The following is a 16,448-nucleotide window of genomic DNA, read 5'->3' as shown; positions in this document are numbered from 1 at the left end:
CTCGTACAGGCCCCTCGTCCCTCCCGGATCAACTCCCGGATCCCTCTCAACGGTTACTCATGAGTTCCGCACTGCCTGTTCATGACAGTTGGGACTGGCCCGCCCCCGCGCGCCGTGGAAATCTCGACGCAACACAGCCGAGGGGGGCGACCGATGGACAAGCGGTACGAGGTCTACTGCCTGGCCGACAGGCACTTCTACGAGACCCCGGACCGCTTGCCCTCAGCCGGGGAGGGCGCCGAGGGGGCGGGTCCGAGCGCGCTGTTCGAGACCGCGCGGCGCCCGGTCCCGGCCGGCTGGGGCACCGCGCGCAGCGGCGACTGGCTCCACCTCCAGCCGCTGGACGCCACCGGCGAGCCCCGCCCCGGACAGCCGCTCCAGGGCTGGAAGATCCACGTCTCCGCCACGGCGGACACCGCGGACAAGACCGCCGCCGACGTCTGGGACTACTGCGTCGAGCGGCGCATCCCCTTCAAGTTCGTGCCCGGCCCGCACCTGCTGCACCTGCGCAACACCAAATACGCCGGGCGCGACCACAGCGGGAAGTTCATCACGATCTACCCCGACGGCGAGGAGCAGCTGCGCGCCACGCTCACCGAGCTGCACGCGGTCATCGGCGGCCGCCCCGGCCCGTACGTCCTCACCGACCTGCGCTGGCACGAGGGCCCGCTCTACGTCCGCTACGGCGCCTTCGCCCGCCGCTTCTGCGTCGACGACCGCGGCACGCTCGTGCCCGCCGTCGAGAACGCCGAGGGCCGGCTCGTGCCCGACGAGCGCACCCCCGCCTTCCAGGTGCCCTCCTGGGTCACCCTCCCCGCCTTCCTCGAACCCCACCTCGCGGCACGCAACGCCACCACCGTCGGCGACCTGCCGTACCGCATCGAGAAGGCCCTGCACTTCTCCAACGGCGGCGGCGTCTATACGGGCACCGACACCCGCGACGGCCGCAAGGTCGTCCTCAAGGAAGGCCGCCCGCACGCCGGGCTCGCCTCCGACGGCGCCGACGCCGTGGCCCGGCTGGAGCGCGAGAAGACCGCGCTGGAGCGGCTGACGGGCCTCGGCGTCGCCCCCGAGGTCCGCGACTGGTTCACGCTCGGCGACCACCGCTTCCTCGTCATGGACTTCATCGAGGGCCGCACCCTCAACTCCTTCTTCGCCGAGCGCCACCCGCTCCTCACGGCCGAGCCCGACCCCGCCGCCATGGCCGAATACACGGCCTGGGCGTTGCGCATCCACCGCGCGGTCGAGGAGGCGGTCACCGCCGTGCACGGCAGGGGGCTGGTCTTCAACGACCTGCACATGTTCAACATCATGGTCGCGCCCGACGAACGCTCCGTCGCCCTCATCGACTTCGAGGCCGCCGCCCCCGCCGCCGAGCACGGCCGCCAGGTCGTCGCCCACCCCGGCTTCTTCGCGCCGCCGGACCGCAGGGGCCCCGACGTGGACCGCTACGCCCTGGCCTGCCTGCGGCTCGCGCTGTTCATGCCCGTCACCACGCTGTTCGTCATCGACCGGGGCAAGGCCGCGCACCTGGCCGAGGTGATCGCGGAACAGTTCCCCGTGCCACGGGAGTTCCTCGACGAGGCGGTCGCCGAGATCACCCGCGACGCCGCGCCCGGCACACCGGCGCGTACGGCCCGGGCCGCCGCCACGGCCGCGCTGCCCGCCACGGACGACTGGCCGCGCGCCCGCGACTCGATGGTCCGCGCGATCCTCGCCTCCGCGACACCCGACCGCGACGACCGGCTGTTCCCCGGTGACATCGCGCAGTTCGGCGACGGCGGTGGCCTCGGGCTCGCGCACGGCGCCGCCGGAGTGCTGCACGCCCTCGCCGAGACGGGCGCGGAGCGCTACGAAGCGGGCGAGCGGTGGCTGCTCGACCACACCGACCCGCTGCCGCCCGGCACCCCGCTCGGCCTCTACGACGGCATCGCCGGGGTCGCCCTCACCCTCGACCGCCTCGGCCACACCCGCCGCGCCCTCGACCTCACCGGGACCCTGCTCGACGAGAGGTGGCAGCGCCTCGCCTCCGACCTCAAGAGCGGGCTGGCCGGCATCGGCCTCGCCCTCGACCACCTCGCGTCGGCCACGGGCGAACGGCAGCTCCACGACCACGCGATGGAGGCCGCCCAGCTCCTCGCCGACCGGCTGAGTGCCGACGCGGCACCGGCCGCCGGCCGGGACCGGCGCCGCGCCGGGCTCACCCGCGGCAGCGCCGGCCAGGCACTGCTCTTCCTGCGGCTGTACGAGCGCACCCGCGCCCCCGCCCTGCTCGACCTCGCCGGAACGGCCCTGCGGGCGGACCTCGACCGCTGCGTACGGCGGGACAACGGCGCACTCGAAGTCGACGAGGGCTGGCGGATCATGCCCTACCTCGGCGACGGCAGCGTGGGCATCGGCATGGCCCTCGACGACTACCTCGCCCTGTGCCCCGACCCCGACCCGGTCCTCACCGACGCGCGCGAGGGCATCCTCATGGCGGCCCGCTCCCGCTTCTACGCGCAGCCCGGCCTCTTCCAGGGCCGCGCCGGGATGATCCTGCACCTCAGCCGCACCACGACACCGGGCGCCACCCAGGAGGACCTGGCCGCCCAGGTGCGGGCCCTCTCCTGGTTCGCCATGGCCTACGAAGGCGAACTCGCCTTCCCCGGGCACCAGATGATGCGCCTGTCCATGGACCTCACCACCGGAACGGCGGGCTGTCTCCTCGCCCTGGGCGCGGCCCACGGCGGCACCGCCCAGCTCCCGTTCCTGCCGCCCCTGCGGGCGCCCAAGAGCCGGCTCCATGCCGTTGTGGAGTCGTGAAAGAGCAAGAACCCGTCCCCACGAAAGGAACGATCATGGCACTTCTCGACCTGCAGAACATGGACTCCGAAGAGCTGCACGGCGGTGGCGGCGGCGGTGCGAGCACCGTCAGCCTGCTCTCCTGTGTCAGCAACGCGAGCGTCATCCTCTGCGTGTGACGCGACTGTCCACGACGTCCCACGGGATGTGACCGGGCCCGGGCGGACCTTCCCCACGCGGGAGGGCCCGCCCGGGCGCACGACGGAGGTGACGACGGGCAGTGCGGACGGAGAACGCGCACGAACTCCCGGGGACCGCGCAGCGGGAGCCGCGCCGCGCCGCGGCACACCGGAAGGCCCGGCCCCTGTCCGCCGGGGACCAGGTGCTGCTCGACACCGCCCGCCACAGCGCCGTACGGGCCACCGCCCTCACCCTCCTCGCCCTCGCCTCCTCCGGCGTGGCCCTCGCCCTGCCCGCCGCCCTCGGCCACACCCTCGACATCCTCCTCGCCCGGCGCGCCGGCGCCGCGAGCGGCTGGGTCCTCCTGTGCACCGCCCTCATCTGCGCGCCCGCCGCCCTCGACGCGCTCGACGGCCTGCTCACCGGCACCACCACCGCGCGCTCCACCGCCTGGCTCCGCCACCGCCTGCTGCGCCACCTCCTCGCCGCCGGGCCCCGCGCCACCGCCCGCTTCGCACCCGGCGACCTCGTCACCCGGCTCGTCGGCAACGCCGCCGACGCGGGCACCGCCCCCACCACGCTCGCCGGAGCCGCCTCCTCCGCCGTGGCCCCCCTCGGCGCCATCGTCGCCCTCGGCCTGATCGACCCCTGGCTCGCCGTCGCCTTCCTCGCCGGGGCGCCCCTGCTGGCCCTGCTGCTGCGGGCCCTGGCCCGCGCCGCCTCCGACTGCGTCGCGCGGTACCAGCAGCTCCAGGGGGACATCGCCGGACGGCTCGTGGAAGCCGTCGGCGGAGCCCGGACGATCGCCGCCGCCGGGACCGCCGGCCGCGAGCGCGAACGGATCCTGGCACCGCTCCCCGGCCTCTCCCACCAGGGGCACCGCATGTGGCGGGTCCAGGGCCGGGCCGCGGCCCAGGCCGTCACCGTCGTGCCGCTCCTGCAGATCGCCGTCCTCGCCGTCGCCGGACTGCGCCTGAACCAGGGCCTGCTGAGCGTCGGCGACCTGCTCGCCGCCTCCCGCTACGCGGTGCTCGCCACGGGCGTCGGCATGCTCGTCGGCCACCTCAACGCGGCGGTCCGCGCCCGCGCCGCCGCCGGCCGCGTCGCCGACGTCCTCGCCGTGCCGCCGCTGCCGTACGGGCCGAGGGTCCGCCGACTGCCGCCCGGTGACGGCACGCTGGAACTGCGCGGCGTCGGCGCCGTGCGCGGCGGCAGGCACGTCCTGCGCGACCTCGACCTGATCGTGCCGGGCGGCACCTCACTGGCCGTCGTCGGCCGCTCCGGCACCGGGAAGTCGGTCCTGGCCACGCTCGCCGGACGGCTGGCCGACCCGGACTCCGGCGTGGTCACCCTCGACGGGATCCCGCTGCCGGAGCTGGGCCACGACGAACTGCGGCGCGCGGTCGGCTACGCCTTCGAACGGCCCGCCCTGCTGGGCGGCACGATCGGCGGCACGCTGGCCTTCGGCGTGCGCGACCCGGGCCCCGGCGCGGTGACGGCCGCGGCCCGCGCCGCGTCCGCGGACGGCTTCGTCCGCAGGCTCCCGAGGGGCTACGCCACCCCCTGCGCCGAGGCGCCCCTCTCCGGCGGCGAGGCCCAACGCCTCGGCCTGGCCAGGGCGTTCGCCCACGCGGAGCGCGTCCTGATCCTGGACGACGCGACCTCCAGCCTCGACACGGTCACGGAGCACGAGGTCGCGACGGCCCTCGTCCGCGACGTCGCCGCCCGCACCCGGCTCGTCGTCGCCCACCGCGCGTCGACGGCGGCCCGCGCGGACGCCGTCGCGTGGCTGGAGGGCGGGCGCGTCCGCGCGGTGGGTACGCATGAGGAGTTGTGGCGTCGTGCGGCCGAGTATCGGGCGGTGTTCGGTGGGTGAGTGGCGTCGGGGTGCGGGCGCGTTGCGCCTGCGGCGGGCTTTTCCCCTGCCCGCCCCTTCCCGGGCTGGGGCACGTGCCCCAGCCCCCCGGCTGTCCCGCCGTTGCCGCCTGCGGCGGGGGTGGCCTGCGGCCGCGTCCTCGAACTCCCCCGGCCACCTCCCCCGGACTCCGTCCGGGGGAGCCCCCAGAGGTGCCCCCAACGGGCTGGATCCGCGGGCCGGGGCTCGTGATTCCGCAGCTCGCAGATGACCGGGGCCCGCAGGCTACGAACCCACCTTCCGTGAAATCCAGCCCGTCCGGCGACTGAGGACACCGCGCCGAGCGCGGTCAAGGGGTCCGGGGTCTCCCCGGTTCCGGGAAGGGGCGGGGTTGGGGAAGCAAGCCCGCCGCAGGCGCAACAGACACTCGCAGCCCACCAGTCACCCCGAAGGGAGCCCTGGATGGCCGGCACCACTTCCTCCCTGCCCCGGCAGGGACTGCGTTTCCTGGCGGCACGCCGCCGCGCGATCGCCCTGCTCGCCGCCTGGTCCGCCGTCGAGGCCGCGCACACCTTCGCCAGCGGATACGCCCTGGCCAAGGCCCTGGACAGCGGATTCCTCGCCCACCGCCCGGGCGAGGGGCTCGGCTGGCTCGGGCTCGCCGCGCTCGCCGTCGTCGTCGGCGCGTACGGCACCGGCCGTACGTACCGCGGCGTGGCCGCCCTCGTCGAGCCGCTGCGCGACCGGCTCGTGGGCCGCGTCGTGACGCGGGCGCTGCGGGACGCCGACGGCGCGGCCGTCTCCCGGCTCACGCATCAAGTGGAGATCGCCCGCGACACGTTCGCCGGGCTGGTGATGGTCTCGCGGTCCTTCGTCTTCACGGCGGCCGGGGCGCTGGTGGGCCTGTCCCTGCTGGCGCCCGTCCTGCTGGTGGTCGTGGTGCCGCCGCTCGCGCTCGGCCTCGGGCTGTTCCTGGCGACGCTCCGCCCGCTCGCCCGCCGCCAGGAGACGTTCCTGGCCACGGACGAGGCCATCGCGAAGTCGCTCGGCGAAGTGGCCGGAGGGCTGCGGGACATCACGGCGGGCGGCGCCGAGGCACGCGTCCGCGCGGAGACGGGGGCCCTGGTGGACGAGGAGTTCCGCGCCTCGCTCGCCCTGGCCCGCTGGTCCGTGCTGCGGGTCGTCGCGCTGGCCGTCGCGGGCCGCCTCCCGCTCGTCCTGCTGCTGGTCACCACCCCGTGGCTGCTGGACCGCGGCGTCACCCCGGGCGCGCTCGTCGGCGCCCTCGCCTACCTCACGCAGTCGCTGCTGCCCGCCCTCCAGGACCTCGTCCACGGCCTGGGGGCGAGCGGTTCGCGGCTGGCCGTGGTCCTACGCCGCCTGACGGACGGGCCGCCCGTGCCGCCGCCGCCCCCGGCGCTCCCCGAACCCGCCGCCGCGGCCGTCGAGTTAAGGAACGTCACCTTCTCCTACGGCGACCACGCCGACCCCGTACTCCACGCCCTCGACCTCGTCGTGCCCGTCGGCGGCCGGCTCGCCGTCGTGGGCCCGTCGGGCGTCGGCAAGTCGACGCTGGCCGGGCTCGTCGCCGGGCTGCTGGAGCCGGGCGGCGGCGAGGTGTACGTGGCCGGGGGGCGCGCCGGGCGGGTCCTGATCCCGCAGGAGGCGTACGTCTTCTCCGGCACGCTCGCCGACAACCTCGGCTACCTCCGCCCGGACGGCGTGCCCGAGGAGGAGCTCCAGGCCGCGGCCCGGGCCCTCGCCATGACCGGACTCGTCGACCGGCTGGGCGGTTTCACCACGCCGCTCACCCCCACGGAGCTCTCGGAGGGCGAGCGCCAGTGCGTCGCCCTGGCCCGCGCCTATCTGTCGCCCGCGCGGATCGCGGTCCTGGACGAGGCCACGTGCCACCTCGACGCGGAGACGGAGGCGCGCGTGGAGGACGCCTTCGCGCACCGGCCCGGCGGCACCCTGATCGTCATCGCCCACCGCATGGGCTCGGCGCGCCGCGCGGACCGGGTGCTGGTGATGGATGGGGCGCGCACGGTCCTCGGCACCCACGAGGAGCTGCTGGCGGAGTCGGAGCTCTATCGCGACCTGACGGCGGAGGTGCGCCCGGACAGGCTCGGTTCGGCGCCGTGAAGCGGTGCCTCCGGGAGCCCGGAAGCACCGCTCGGGCTCAGACCCAGCCCTCCACCCGCGAGATGCGGATCGCGTCCACGCGGTTGCGGGCTCCGGTCTTGCGGGTGATCGCCGCCATGTAGTTGCGCACCGTGCCGTTCGACAGGTGCAGGTTGCGGGCTATCTCCCCGATGGAGGCGCCCTCGGCCGCGAGGGAGAGCACGGTCAGCTCGCGGTTGGTCAGCGGGATGTCGGAGGCTTGCAGGAAGCTGTAGCCGAGGGACTCGTCGATATAGCGCTCGCCCTTCGCCACCCGCCTTATGGCCTCGAACAGCCGCCCAGGTGAAGCGTTTTTGCTCAAATACCCCAAGGCCCGCTCCTCGTACGCCCGGCGCAGTGGCCCCGGCCGTTCCGCCGTCGCCAGGGCCAGCAGGGCTGTCGCGCCGTCCCCTGCGTCACACCATGCCGAGAGCTCCCGCAGGCCGTACGGCCCGCCGGCATCGGGGCTGTCCATGTCCACCACGCACACATGGGGGAGCAGCACCCGTGACTCGGCCACCGCCTGGCTCCAGGAGGACGCCGAGACCTCCAGGTCGGGCTCTCGTCCGATCAGCGCGGCCAGGGCAGCGCGCAGCAGATGGGTGTCGTGCACCAGTAAGACCCGGATCACGTGTCAGCCCCGCCCTCCCGCCACCCCCGGTGGGGCGATCGCCGCACCGGGTACTTCAAATTCATACCGGCGTGTGCCACGGCCACGGGCGCTGATAACTGACCTGCGGGGGGCGCAAGGGCGCACACTTCGCGCCACGCGCGCCCCAAGTTCACTCGAACGCGCCCCCCGAAACCTCTTGCCAGGGGAATGTAGATACAGGCGTCCTGGGGCAAAGAGGGGTGAAGCGGGTGATCAGCGGGGGGAGTTGAGGCTGATGGGGTCGATGAGTCGGCAAACCGTCTCGATGTCGATCTTCACCTGGGCGATGGAGGCCCGCCCGGAAAGCCAGGTGATCAGTGCCGAGTGCCAGGTGTGCTCGATGACGCGCACGGCGGAGAGCCGCTCGGGGGTGGGCGGTCCGGCCGCGCCCGCGGGGCCCATCGCGTCCAGGATGATCGCCGTGGTCAGCCGGGAGACGGTGTCGACCTCGGAGCTCACGGACCGGTCGGCGAAGGTGAGGGCGCGCACCATCGCGTCCGCGAGGTGCGGCTCGCGCTGCATCGCACGGAAGGCCCGCATCAGCGTCTGGGCCACGCGCGCCGCTGGGTCCTCATCCGTCAACGGGCGCTTGCGCAGGGTCTCGTGGAGCTGCTGGAGCTGGTCCTGCATGGTGGCGACCAGCAGGTGGATCTTCGAGGGGAAGTAGCGGTAGAGCGTGCCGAGCGCCACGTTCGACGACTCGGCGACCTCCCGCATCTGCACGGCGTCGAAGCCGCCGCGGGTCGCCAGCCGGGTGGTGGCCGCCAGGATACGCCGCCGCCGGGCCTCCTGACGCTCCGTCAGCAGGGGCTTGGGCAGCGGGGAAGGGGCCGCCGACGCCGGCGTCGGAGCCGGCCTGGAGTCCGTAGTCATATGTCCCATTCCGTGGCAAGCCGTCCAGCGCTGTCCGTGGGGCCCGGACGGCACAGCATGGCAGGGGTGAAGCCGTGGCGCGAATCACCCGATCCGGCCCGCTCCACCGGCCGTCCGGCCGGTAGATTCAAGGCTTCCGGACTACCCAGTCTGAAACTTGTTCTAGATTAGCGCGACCGGTTACGCTCCGGCGGGAACAGCAGCGAGAAGGAGGCCGGGAGTGACCGCGGAGGCCACGGAGGCAACGCTCGCGCACGACGACCACCCCGTGGACAGGGGCGGTGACCGCCCGCTGCGGATCGCCCTGCTCACCTATAAGGGAAACCCGTTCTGCGGTGGCCAGGGTGTCTACGTACGCCACCTCTCCCGCGAGCTCGCCCGGCTCGGCCACCACGTCGAGGTCATCGGCTCGCAGCCCTATCCCGTCCTCGACGGTGACGGCGCCACCGGCGGCCGGGTGAGCCTCACCGAGCTGCCCAGCCTCGACCTCTACCGCCAGCCCGACCCCTTCCGCACGCCCGGCCGCGACGAATACCGTGACTGGATCGACGCGCTGGAGGTGGCCACCATGTGGACCGGCGGCTTCCCCGAGCCGCTCACCTTCAGCCTGCGGGCCCGCCGTCACCTCGCCGCGCACCGCGGCCGGTTCGACGTCGTGCATGACAACCAGACGCTCGGCTACGGCCTGCTCGGCGGCCCCGCCGTGCTCGGCGCGCCGCTGGTGACCACCATTCACCACCCCATCACCGTCGACCGGCAGCTCGACCTCGACGCCGCGGCCGACTGGAAGCGGCGCGCGTCCGTGCGCCGCTGGTACGGCTTCACCCGCATGCAGAAGCGGGTCGCGCGGCGGCTGCCGTCCGTGCTGACCGTCTCCGGCTCCTCGCGGCAGGAGATCGTCACCCACCTCGGGGTCTCCCCGGACCGGGTGCACGTCGTGCCCATCGGCGCCGACACCGAGCTCTTCTCGCCCGACCCGTCCGTGCCCGAGGTGCCCGGCCGGATCGTCACCACCTCCAGCGCGGACGTCCCCCTCAAGGGCCTCGTCCACCTCGTCGAGGCACTGGCCGTCGTGCGCGCGCGGCACCCCGCCGCCCACCTCGTCGTGGTCGGCAAGCGCGCGGAGGACGGCCCGGTGGCCCACGCCATCCGGCGGTGCGGCCTCGAAGGCGCCGTCGAGTTCGTCAAGGGCATCACCGACGCGGAACTCGTCGACCTGGTGCGCTCGGCCCAGATCTCCTGCGTCCCCTCGCTCTACGAGGGCTTCTCCCTGCCGGCCGCCGAGGCGATGGCCACGGGCACACCGCTGGTCGCCACGACGGGCGGGGCGATCCCCGAGGTCGCCGGACCCGACGGCGAGACGTGCCTCGCGGTGCCGCCGGGCGACCCCGGAGCACTGGCTTCCGCGCTGCACCGGCTGCTCGGCGACGAGGCGCTCCGGCGCAAGCTCGGCGCGGCCGGCCGCGAGCGCGTGCTGTCCCGCTTCACCTGGCGGCAGGCGGCCATCGGGACCGCCGAGCGCTACCGCTCGGCGATCGCCCGGCAGGGCACCGCCGCCGCGGTGGCGGGACGGCGCGGCTGATGTCGCTGCCCGCCCGCCCCTTCCCGGGGGGGGGGGACGGGGGGGGGGGGGGGGGAAAACGCCCCCCCCCCCTCCCCCCCCGCCCCCCCCCCCCCCCACCGCGTCCCTCCGCCCCCATCGACCTGACCCGCCGGACGAAAGCAAACATTCGTGCTGACCGTCGATTTCTCCCGCTTCCCGCTCGCCGCAGGCGACCGCGTCCTCGACCTGGGGTGCGGCGCGGGCCGGCACGCCTTCGAGTGCTACCGGCGAGGCGCGCGGGTCGTCGCCCTCGACCGCAACGCCGAGGAGATACGCGAGGTCGCCAAGTGGTTCGCGGCCATGAAGGAGGCCGGTGAGGCCCCCGCAGGCGCCACCGCCACGGCCATGGAGGGCGACGCCCTCGCCCTGCCCTTCCCCGACGAGAGCTTCGACGTCGTCATCATCTCCGAGGTGATGGAGCACATCCCCGACGACAAGGGCGTGCTCGCCGAGATGGTCCGCGTCCTCAAACCGGGCGGCCGGATCGCCGTCACCGTGCCCCGCTACGGCCCGGAGAAGGTCTGCTGGGCGCTCTCCGACGCCTATCACGAGGTCGAGGGCGGCCACATCCGCATCTACCGCGGCGACGAACTCCTCGACAAGATGCGCGAGGCGGGCCTGGCCCCGTACGGCACCCATCACGCCCACGGCCTGCACAGCCCCTACTGGTGGCTCAAGTGCGCCTTCGGCGTCGACAACGACAAGGCGCTGCCCGTCCGCGCCTACCACAAGCTGCTGGTCTGGGACATCATGAAGAAGCCCGCGGCCACCCGGGTCGCCGAGCAGCTCCTCAACCCCGTCATCGGCAAGAGCTTCGTGGCCTACGCGACCAAGCCGCACGCGCCCGCCGGGGAGCGCGCGTGAGCAGGGCCGGCCGCGGGCCGGACCGCACCGACCGCCTCGTCCTGTCCGGCGTCCTCACCGCCGAGCAGGCCGCCCGCACGGTGGCCGGCATCGCCGCCGCGCAGCGCGAGGACGGCGCCATACCCTGGTTCCGCGGGCACCACCTCGACCCGTGGGACCACGTCGAGGCCGCCATGGCCCTGGACGCCGCGGGCGAGCACGCCCGCGCCGCGGCCGCCTACCGCTGGCTCGCCGAGCACCAGAACCCCGACGGCTCGTGGTACGCCGCGTACGCCGACGGCGATGCCGCCGAACCCACCGACCGCGGCCGCGAGACCAACTTCGTCGCCTACGTCGCGGTCGGCGTCTGGCACCACTACCTCTCCACCGGCGACGACGCCTTCCTCGACGGCATGTGGCCGACCGTCTTCGCCGCCGTCGAATTCGTCCTGCGACTCCAGCAGCCCGGCGGCCAGATCGGCTGGAAGCGGGAGGAGGACGGCACCGATGTCACCGACGCGCTCCTCACCGGCTCCTCCTCGATCCACCAGGCGCTGCGCTGCGCCCTGGCCATCGCCGAGCACCGCGAGGAGCCGCAGCCGGACTGGGAGCTGGCCTGCGGCCTGCTGGCCCACGCGATCCGCGAGCACCCCGAGCGGTTCCTCGACAAGAGCCGCTACTCCATGGACTGGTACTACCCGGTGCTCGGCGGCGCGCTCTCCGGCCCCGCCGCCAAGGAGCGCATCGAGGAGGGCTGGGACCGCTTCGTCGTGCCGGGCCTCGGCGTCCGGTGCGTCCTGCCGAACCCCTGGGTGACCGGCGGCGAGAGCTGCGAACTCGCCCTGGCCCTCTGGGTGATGGGCGAGTCCGACCGCGCGGTGGAGATCCTCCAGTGGATCCAGCACCTGCGGGCCGAGGACGGCCTCTACTGGACCGGCTACGTCTTCGAGGACGACGCGATCTGGCCCGAGGAACTGACGACGTGGACGGCCGGGTCCCTGCTGCTCGCGGTCGCGGCACTGGGCGGCGACGAGGCGACGACGGCGGTCTTCGGCGGCGAGCGGCTGCCCGTCGGCCTGGAGCCCGACTGCTGCTGACGCCGCACCCGCGGCCGGTGGGGCGAGGGCACTCGAACGGGTCTTCCCTGTGGCGGCGGCGCGCCCCGCAGGGGACCCTTGCCGGAGGGATGTCGCCCCCACCGGAGGTCACCGTGAATCGCCGCGCCGTCGTCGCCGTGCCCCTCGTCTGCGGTCTTCTCCTCGTCGGGACGGGATGCGGCGGCGGGAAGAAGAAGGAATCGGAGAGCACGAGCGGCCCCACCTCCACCAACTCCGTGGAGAAGCAGAAGTTCGCGAAGACACGCTTCGTGACCAATGCCGGGCTCGCCGCGGGAGCCGCGTACCAGTGGGTCATCAAGCCCTACCGGAACGGCGCCTTCAAGAAGGGCGCCGACGGCCGCACCGTCGCCCTGGTGAAGGCGGGCCTCGCGGGCACGTTCTCGTACAACCGCTTCAAGGCCGCCGTGAACAACGCCAAGGGCGACCCGACCCTCGCCAAGGCCGTGGCTCCGCTCAGCGCGGGCATCGACTCGCTCAAGGGGCTGACCACGAAGTTCCGCAAGGGCGACGCCACCGACAGCGACGCCGACTCCTTCGACAAAGTCATCAACAACGTGAAGGACGCGGGCAAGGGCGCGGGCGCCCCGGTCACCGACAAGGTGCCGTCCTACTCCGACATCCAGAAGGGCTGAGCCGCCCGAACCAGGGCCGCGGGCAAGGCTGTTGTCAGTGGCCCTCTCTACAGTGGCCTCATGACGAAACTCAGCTATGAGCGCTACTGTTCCGAGGTCCTCGCCCAGACCGCGCTGATGCGCGCCGCGCTCCGGGGCGCCGACCTCGCGGCGACCGTGCCCACCTGCCCGGACTGGACCCTGGCCCAGCTCGTGCTGCACGTCGGCCGGGCGCACCGGTTCGCCGAGTCGCTGGTGCGGACGAGGACCACCGAATTCGAGGTGCGCGCCGAGGAGTTCTCCGCCGAGTTCGGCCCCGGCGACCCGTCCCCCGACGATGAGACGGCCCTCGGCGGCTGGCTGTTGGCAGGGGCGGAGACGCTGGTCTCCACGCTGCGCGAGGCGGGCGCGGACGCCCCGGTGTGGACGTTCGCCGGGAGCCGCACCGCCGACTTCTGGGCCCGCCGGATGACGCACGAGACGGCCATCCACCGGGCCGACGCGCAGCGGACGGCCGGTATCGAGTTCACCATCGATCCCGAGGTGGCGGTGGACTGCCTGGACGAATGGCTGGAGATGGCCACGCACCCCGCGGTGCTGGAGCGCAAGCCGGAGCTGAAGGGGCTGCTGGGCCCCGGCCGCACGATCCATCTGCACGCCACGGACACCCCGGCGGAGGCGGCGGCGGAGTGGTTCGTCGATCTCACCGGTGAGCGCATGGCATGGCGGCGCGGCCACGAGAAGGCGGCCGTCACCGTGCGCGGGCCGGTGGCCGACGTGCTGGCCGTCTTCTATCAGCGGCAGCCGCTCGCCGACGGCCGCGTCGAGGTCCTGGGCGACCGCGCGCTGCTCGACCTCTGGCTGGAGACGGCCAGCTTCGGCTGAGCGGCGGCCGGGTGAGAGCATCGCGCGTATGACCGGTATACCCAGATCCTCCGTGAGCCGCGCGGCTCCGCGCCGCCGGCGTCGGCTGAGGCGCGGGGTGCTGCTGCCCGCGGCCCTGATGCTCCTCACCTCCTGCTCGGCGGGGAGCGACAGCGGGAAGGCGGGCGCCGCGGGGGCCGGCGACCCGCTCTTCCCCCGTCTGGGCAACGGCGGTTACGACGTCCAGCACTACGGCCTGACGCTGGACTACGCACCGGAGGGCAACCGGTTGCACGCCACCGCCGTCATCACCGCCCGCGCCACCCAGGACCTGGACGCCTTCAACCTCGACCTCAAGGGCATGAAGGTGCGCGACGCCCGCGTCGACGGCGAGCCGGCCGGCACGGCGCGCAAGGGCGCCGAGCTGACGGTGCGGCCCGGCACGACGGTGGGCAAGGGCCGCGAGTTCCAGACGGTGGTCGTCTACGAAGGAGTTCCCCAGGAGATCACGGACGCGGACGACTCCCTCGAAGGCTGGGTGGAGACGGACACCGGCGCCGCGGCCCTGGGCGAACCCACCGGCTCGACGGCCTGGTTCCCCGGCAACCACCACCCCTCCGACAAGGCCACCTACGACATCGAGGTGACCGTGCCCGAGGGCTACACCGCCGTGGCCAATGGCGAGTTGAAGCGGAAGGAGGCGCGTGACGGCCGCGCCACCTTCTCCTGGCACAGCCCCGAGCCGATGGCGAGCTATCTGGCGAGCGTCGTCGTGAACCAATTCGAGGTCACCACGACGAAGGCCGGCGACCTGCCCGTCTATATCGCCACCCACCCCGAGGAGGCCGCCGCCGCACCGCGCATGGCCAAGCTGCTGCCCCGCGCGATCGAGTGGGCGAGCGGGCTCTTCGGCCCGTACCCCTTCTCCTCGGCCGGAGCGGTCATCGACCACAACGAGTACGTCGACTACGCGCTGGAGACCCAGACCAAGCCGTACTTCGACGAGGCGCCCAGTGACGCCGTCGTGATCCACGAGGTCGCCCACCAGTGGTTCGGCAACTCCGTCACCCCGCGCACCTGGCGCGACATGTGGCTGAGCGAGAGCTTCGCCCAGTACGCGGAATGGCTGTGGGAGGAGAAGGAGGGCGGCCGCTCCGCCCAGCGCATATTCGACGACTTCTCCTCCGGCAAGGATCCGGAGAGTGCGGGTATCTGGGCGTTTCCGCCGGGTAAGCCCACGGCGGAGACGATTTCCGATCCGCCGGTTTACGGGCGGGGGGCGATGTTGTTGCATGAATTGCGGCGGGGTGTGGGGGATGAGACGTTTTTCGCTATCGCGCGGCAGTGGGCTTCCGATCACCGTTATGGGAACGGGGATACGGCTGAGTTCATCGCGCTGTGCGAGGGGAAGGCGGGGCGGAGTTTGAAGCGGCTTTTCGATGGGTGGCTTTGGGGGGAGGGGCGGCCGTGAGGGGGTGCGGGTTGCTTCCGCCTGCGGCGGGCTTTTTCCCCTACCCGCCCCTTCCCGGCTGCATCTGATGTGCGGCTCCGCCGCGTGGGGGGAGACCCCGGATCCCAGCGCCCTGCGGGCGCGTCCTCAATCTCCCCCAGCTACCGCTGGGAGGTGCCCCCACGGGCTGAATATCAGCCCGTCCGGCGATTGAGGACAACGCGCGAAGCGTGTTGCTGGGGGTCTGGGGGCTTGCCCCCAGTTTCGGGAAGGGGCGGGGCTGGGGAAAAAGCGCCGCAGGCCAACGGACCCGCACCCTCTAAGCGTTCAACTCCGCCAGAACCCGAAGCGTCCCCACATCCCGCGTCACCACCAGCAGATCCGTCACCGGCCCCGCCCGCCAGAGAGCCAGCCGCTCCGCGAGACGCGCCCGCGGCCCCACCAGAGAGATCTCGTCGGCGAAAGCGGACGGTACGGCGGCGACCGCCTCCTCGCGGCGGCCCGCGAGGAAGAGGGCGCGGACGCGGGCAGCCTCCTCGGGGAAGCCCATGCGGGCCATGAGGTCGGCGTGGAAGTTGCGGCTCGCGTGGCCCATGGCCCCGATGTAGAAGGCGAGCATGGCCCGCACCGGCCGCAGGCCCTCGGCCACGTCGGCGCAGAGGCGGGCCTGGGCGAGCGGGGCCACCATGAAGCCTTCGGGGGCGCCGGCGAGGGCCGCGGCGTGGAGGCCGGTGCGCAGCGGGGACCAGTAGAGCGGCAGCCAGCCGTCGGCGATGCGCACGGTCTGCGCGATGTTCCGGGGGCCTTCGGCGCCCAGCAGGACGGGCAGGTCGGGCCGCAGCGGATGGGTGACCGGCTTGAGCGGCTTGCCGAGGCCCGTGGCACCGGGGCCGGTGCAGGGCAGCGGGTGGTAGCGGCCGTCGAGGGCGACCGGCGCCCGGCGGCGCAGCACCTGCCGTACGACCTCGACGTATTCGCGCGTCGCGGTCAGCGGGCTGTCCGGGAAGGGGCGCCCGTACCACCCCTCCACGACCTGGGGGCCCGACAGCCCGAGGCCGAGCAGCATCCGGCCGCCGGAGAGGTGGTCGAGGGTCAGCGCGTGCATCGCGGTCGCGGTCGGGGCGCGCGCGGCCATCTGCGCCACCGCCGTGCCGAGCCGCACGCGCCGGGTGTGCGCGGCGATCCAGGTGAGGGCGGTGAAGGCGTCGGAGCCCCAGGACTCGGCCGTCCACACGGAGTCGTAGCCCAGCCGCTCCGCCTCGACGGCGAGCTCGACGTGGCGGGGGTCGGGGCCGCGGCCCCAGTAGCCGAGCGCGAGTCCGAGCCGCATGGCCACCTCCGTTGACCTGACGGAGCGTCAGGTGTGTGACTGTACGGATCCGCCCGGCGCGGGACAAGGCGCGGGACAGGGCGCGGGACAGGACGACGGCCCGCCGGGAAGAACCCGGCGGGCCG

Annotated in this window: 13 protein-coding genes; 10 read left to right on the top strand and 3 right to left on the bottom strand. The window is 73.7% G+C overall.

Annotated elements, in window-relative coordinates; all coding sequences use genetic code 11:
* Window positions 1–153 precede the first annotated feature (153 nt).
* From lanKC to ACZ4A5_RS01795, 4 genes are all read left to right on the top strand, one after another.
* Window positions 154–2,805 carry a class III lanthionine synthetase LanKC gene (gene lanKC, locus ACZ4A5_RS01810; RefSeq protein ID WP_467577119.1) on the top strand — a complete coding sequence of 884 codons (2,652 nt, stop codon included), beginning with the start codon at window positions 154–156 and terminating at the stop codon, window positions 2,803–2,805.
* Between the two features lie 35 nt (window positions 2,806–2,840).
* A complete protein-coding gene (locus ACZ4A5_RS01805; protein ID WP_467577116.1) occupies window positions 2,841–2,963 on the top strand; it encodes a SapB/AmfS family lanthipeptide in 123 nt (40 codons plus the stop codon).
* A gap of 185 nt (window positions 2,964–3,148) precedes the next feature.
* Window positions 3,149–4,840 carry an ABC transporter ATP-binding protein gene (locus tag ACZ4A5_RS01800; protein ID WP_467577270.1) on the top strand — a complete coding sequence of 564 codons (1,692 nt, stop codon included), beginning with the start codon at window positions 3,149–3,151 and terminating at the stop codon, window positions 4,838–4,840.
* 441 nt (window positions 4,841–5,281) lie between these two features.
* Window positions 5,282–6,961 (top strand): ATP-binding cassette domain-containing protein, encoded by a 1,680-nt coding sequence (locus ACZ4A5_RS01795; RefSeq protein WP_467577113.1) that lies wholly within the window; start codon window positions 5,282–5,284, stop codon window positions 6,959–6,961.
* Between the two features lie 37 nt (window positions 6,962–6,998).
* On the opposite strand, the gene ACZ4A5_RS01790 is transcribed toward ACZ4A5_RS01795, so the two are convergent.
* Together ACZ4A5_RS01790 and ACZ4A5_RS01785 are read right to left on the bottom strand one after the other, a co-directional pair.
* Window positions 6,999–7,610: a response regulator transcription factor gene (locus tag ACZ4A5_RS01790; protein WP_467577110.1), complete on the bottom strand. Its 612-nt coding sequence runs from the start codon at window positions 7,608–7,610 to the stop codon at window positions 6,999–7,001.
* 234 nt (window positions 7,611–7,844) lie between these two features.
* The gene (locus ACZ4A5_RS01785; RefSeq protein ID WP_467577107.1) at window positions 7,845–8,504 is read right to left on the bottom strand and encodes a TetR family transcriptional regulator; all 660 of its coding nucleotides are present in this window, start codon (window positions 8,502–8,504) and stop codon (window positions 7,845–7,847) included.
* Between the two features lie 220 nt (window positions 8,505–8,724).
* On the opposite strand from ACZ4A5_RS01785, the gene ACZ4A5_RS01780 reads away from it, so the two are divergent.
* The 6 genes from ACZ4A5_RS01780 to ACZ4A5_RS01755 all read left to right on the top strand — a co-directional run bounded on the left by ACZ4A5_RS01780 (window position 8,725) and on the right by ACZ4A5_RS01755 (window position 15,014).
* Window positions 8,725–10,086 carry a glycosyltransferase family 4 protein gene (locus ACZ4A5_RS01780; RefSeq protein ID WP_467577104.1) on the top strand — a complete coding sequence of 454 codons (1,362 nt, stop codon included), beginning with the start codon at window positions 8,725–8,727 and terminating at the stop codon, window positions 10,084–10,086.
* A 150-nt stretch (window positions 10,087–10,236) separates the two neighbouring features.
* On the top strand, window positions 10,237–10,971 hold the full coding sequence (locus tag ACZ4A5_RS01775; RefSeq protein WP_467577101.1) for a class I SAM-dependent methyltransferase: 735 nt from the start codon (window positions 10,237–10,239) through the stop codon (window positions 10,969–10,971).
* On the top strand, window positions 10,968–12,047 hold the full coding sequence (locus tag ACZ4A5_RS01770) for a prenyltransferase/squalene oxidase repeat-containing protein (RefSeq protein WP_467577098.1): 1,080 nt from the start codon (window positions 10,968–10,970) through the stop codon (window positions 12,045–12,047). The genes ACZ4A5_RS01775 and ACZ4A5_RS01770 overlap by 4 nt, the downstream gene beginning before the upstream one ends.
* An 89-nt stretch (window positions 12,048–12,136) precedes the next feature.
* Complete coding sequence (locus ACZ4A5_RS01765; RefSeq protein ID WP_467577096.1) at window positions 12,137–12,700, top strand: hypothetical protein; 564 nt, start codon at window positions 12,137–12,139, stop codon at window positions 12,698–12,700.
* A gap of 60 nt (window positions 12,701–12,760) precedes the next feature.
* The gene (locus tag ACZ4A5_RS01760; protein WP_467577093.1) at window positions 12,761–13,564 is read left to right on the top strand and encodes a maleylpyruvate isomerase family mycothiol-dependent enzyme; all 804 of its coding nucleotides are present in this window, start codon (window positions 12,761–12,763) and stop codon (window positions 13,562–13,564) included.
* A gap of 28 nt (window positions 13,565–13,592) precedes the next feature.
* Window positions 13,593–15,014 (top strand): M1 family metallopeptidase, encoded by a 1,422-nt coding sequence (locus ACZ4A5_RS01755; protein ID WP_467577090.1) that lies wholly within the window; start codon window positions 13,593–13,595, stop codon window positions 15,012–15,014.
* A gap of 298 nt (window positions 15,015–15,312) precedes the next feature.
* Here ACZ4A5_RS01755 and ACZ4A5_RS01750 read toward each other — a convergent pair whose 3' ends face one another.
* Window positions 15,313–16,323 carry an LLM class F420-dependent oxidoreductase gene (locus tag ACZ4A5_RS01750; protein WP_467577087.1) on the bottom strand — a complete coding sequence of 337 codons (1,011 nt, stop codon included), beginning with the start codon at window positions 16,321–16,323 and terminating at the stop codon, window positions 15,313–15,315.
* Window positions 16,324–16,448: the final 125 nt, after the last annotated feature.

The organism is Streptomyces sp. NPDC025618 (genome assembly GCF_055558795.1).
The sequence above is the reverse complement of the archived record's forward strand: the minus strand, read 5'-3'. Positions and strand labels throughout refer to the sequence as shown.

Excerpts from the sequence above, each read along its gene's own strand:
- lanKC (WP_467577119.1), top strand. The coding sequence starts at position 154 with ATGGACAAGCGGTACGAGGTCTACTGCCTGGCCGACAGGCACTTCTAC.
- ACZ4A5_RS01805 (WP_467577116.1), top strand. The coding sequence starts at position 2,841 with ATGGCACTTCTCGACCTGCAGAACATGGACTCCGAAGAGCTGCACGGC.
- ACZ4A5_RS01795 (WP_467577113.1), top strand. The coding sequence starts at position 5,282 with ATGGCCGGCACCACTTCCTCCCTGCCCCGGCAGGGACTGCGTTTCCTG.
- ACZ4A5_RS01785 (WP_467577107.1), bottom strand. The coding sequence starts at position 8,504 with ATGACTACGGACTCCAGGCCGGCTCCGACGCCGGCGTCGGCGGCCCCT.
- ACZ4A5_RS01765 (WP_467577096.1), top strand. The coding sequence starts at position 12,137 with ATGTCGCCCCCACCGGAGGTCACCGTGAATCGCCGCGCCGTCGTCGCC.
- ACZ4A5_RS01760 (WP_467577093.1), top strand. The coding sequence starts at position 12,761 with ATGACGAAACTCAGCTATGAGCGCTACTGTTCCGAGGTCCTCGCCCAG.
- ACZ4A5_RS01755 (WP_467577090.1), top strand. The coding sequence starts at position 13,593 with ATGACCGGTATACCCAGATCCTCCGTGAGCCGCGCGGCTCCGCGCCGC.
- ACZ4A5_RS01750 (WP_467577087.1), bottom strand. The coding sequence starts at position 16,323 with ATGCGGCTCGGACTCGCGCTCGGCTACTGGGGCCGCGGCCCCGACCCC.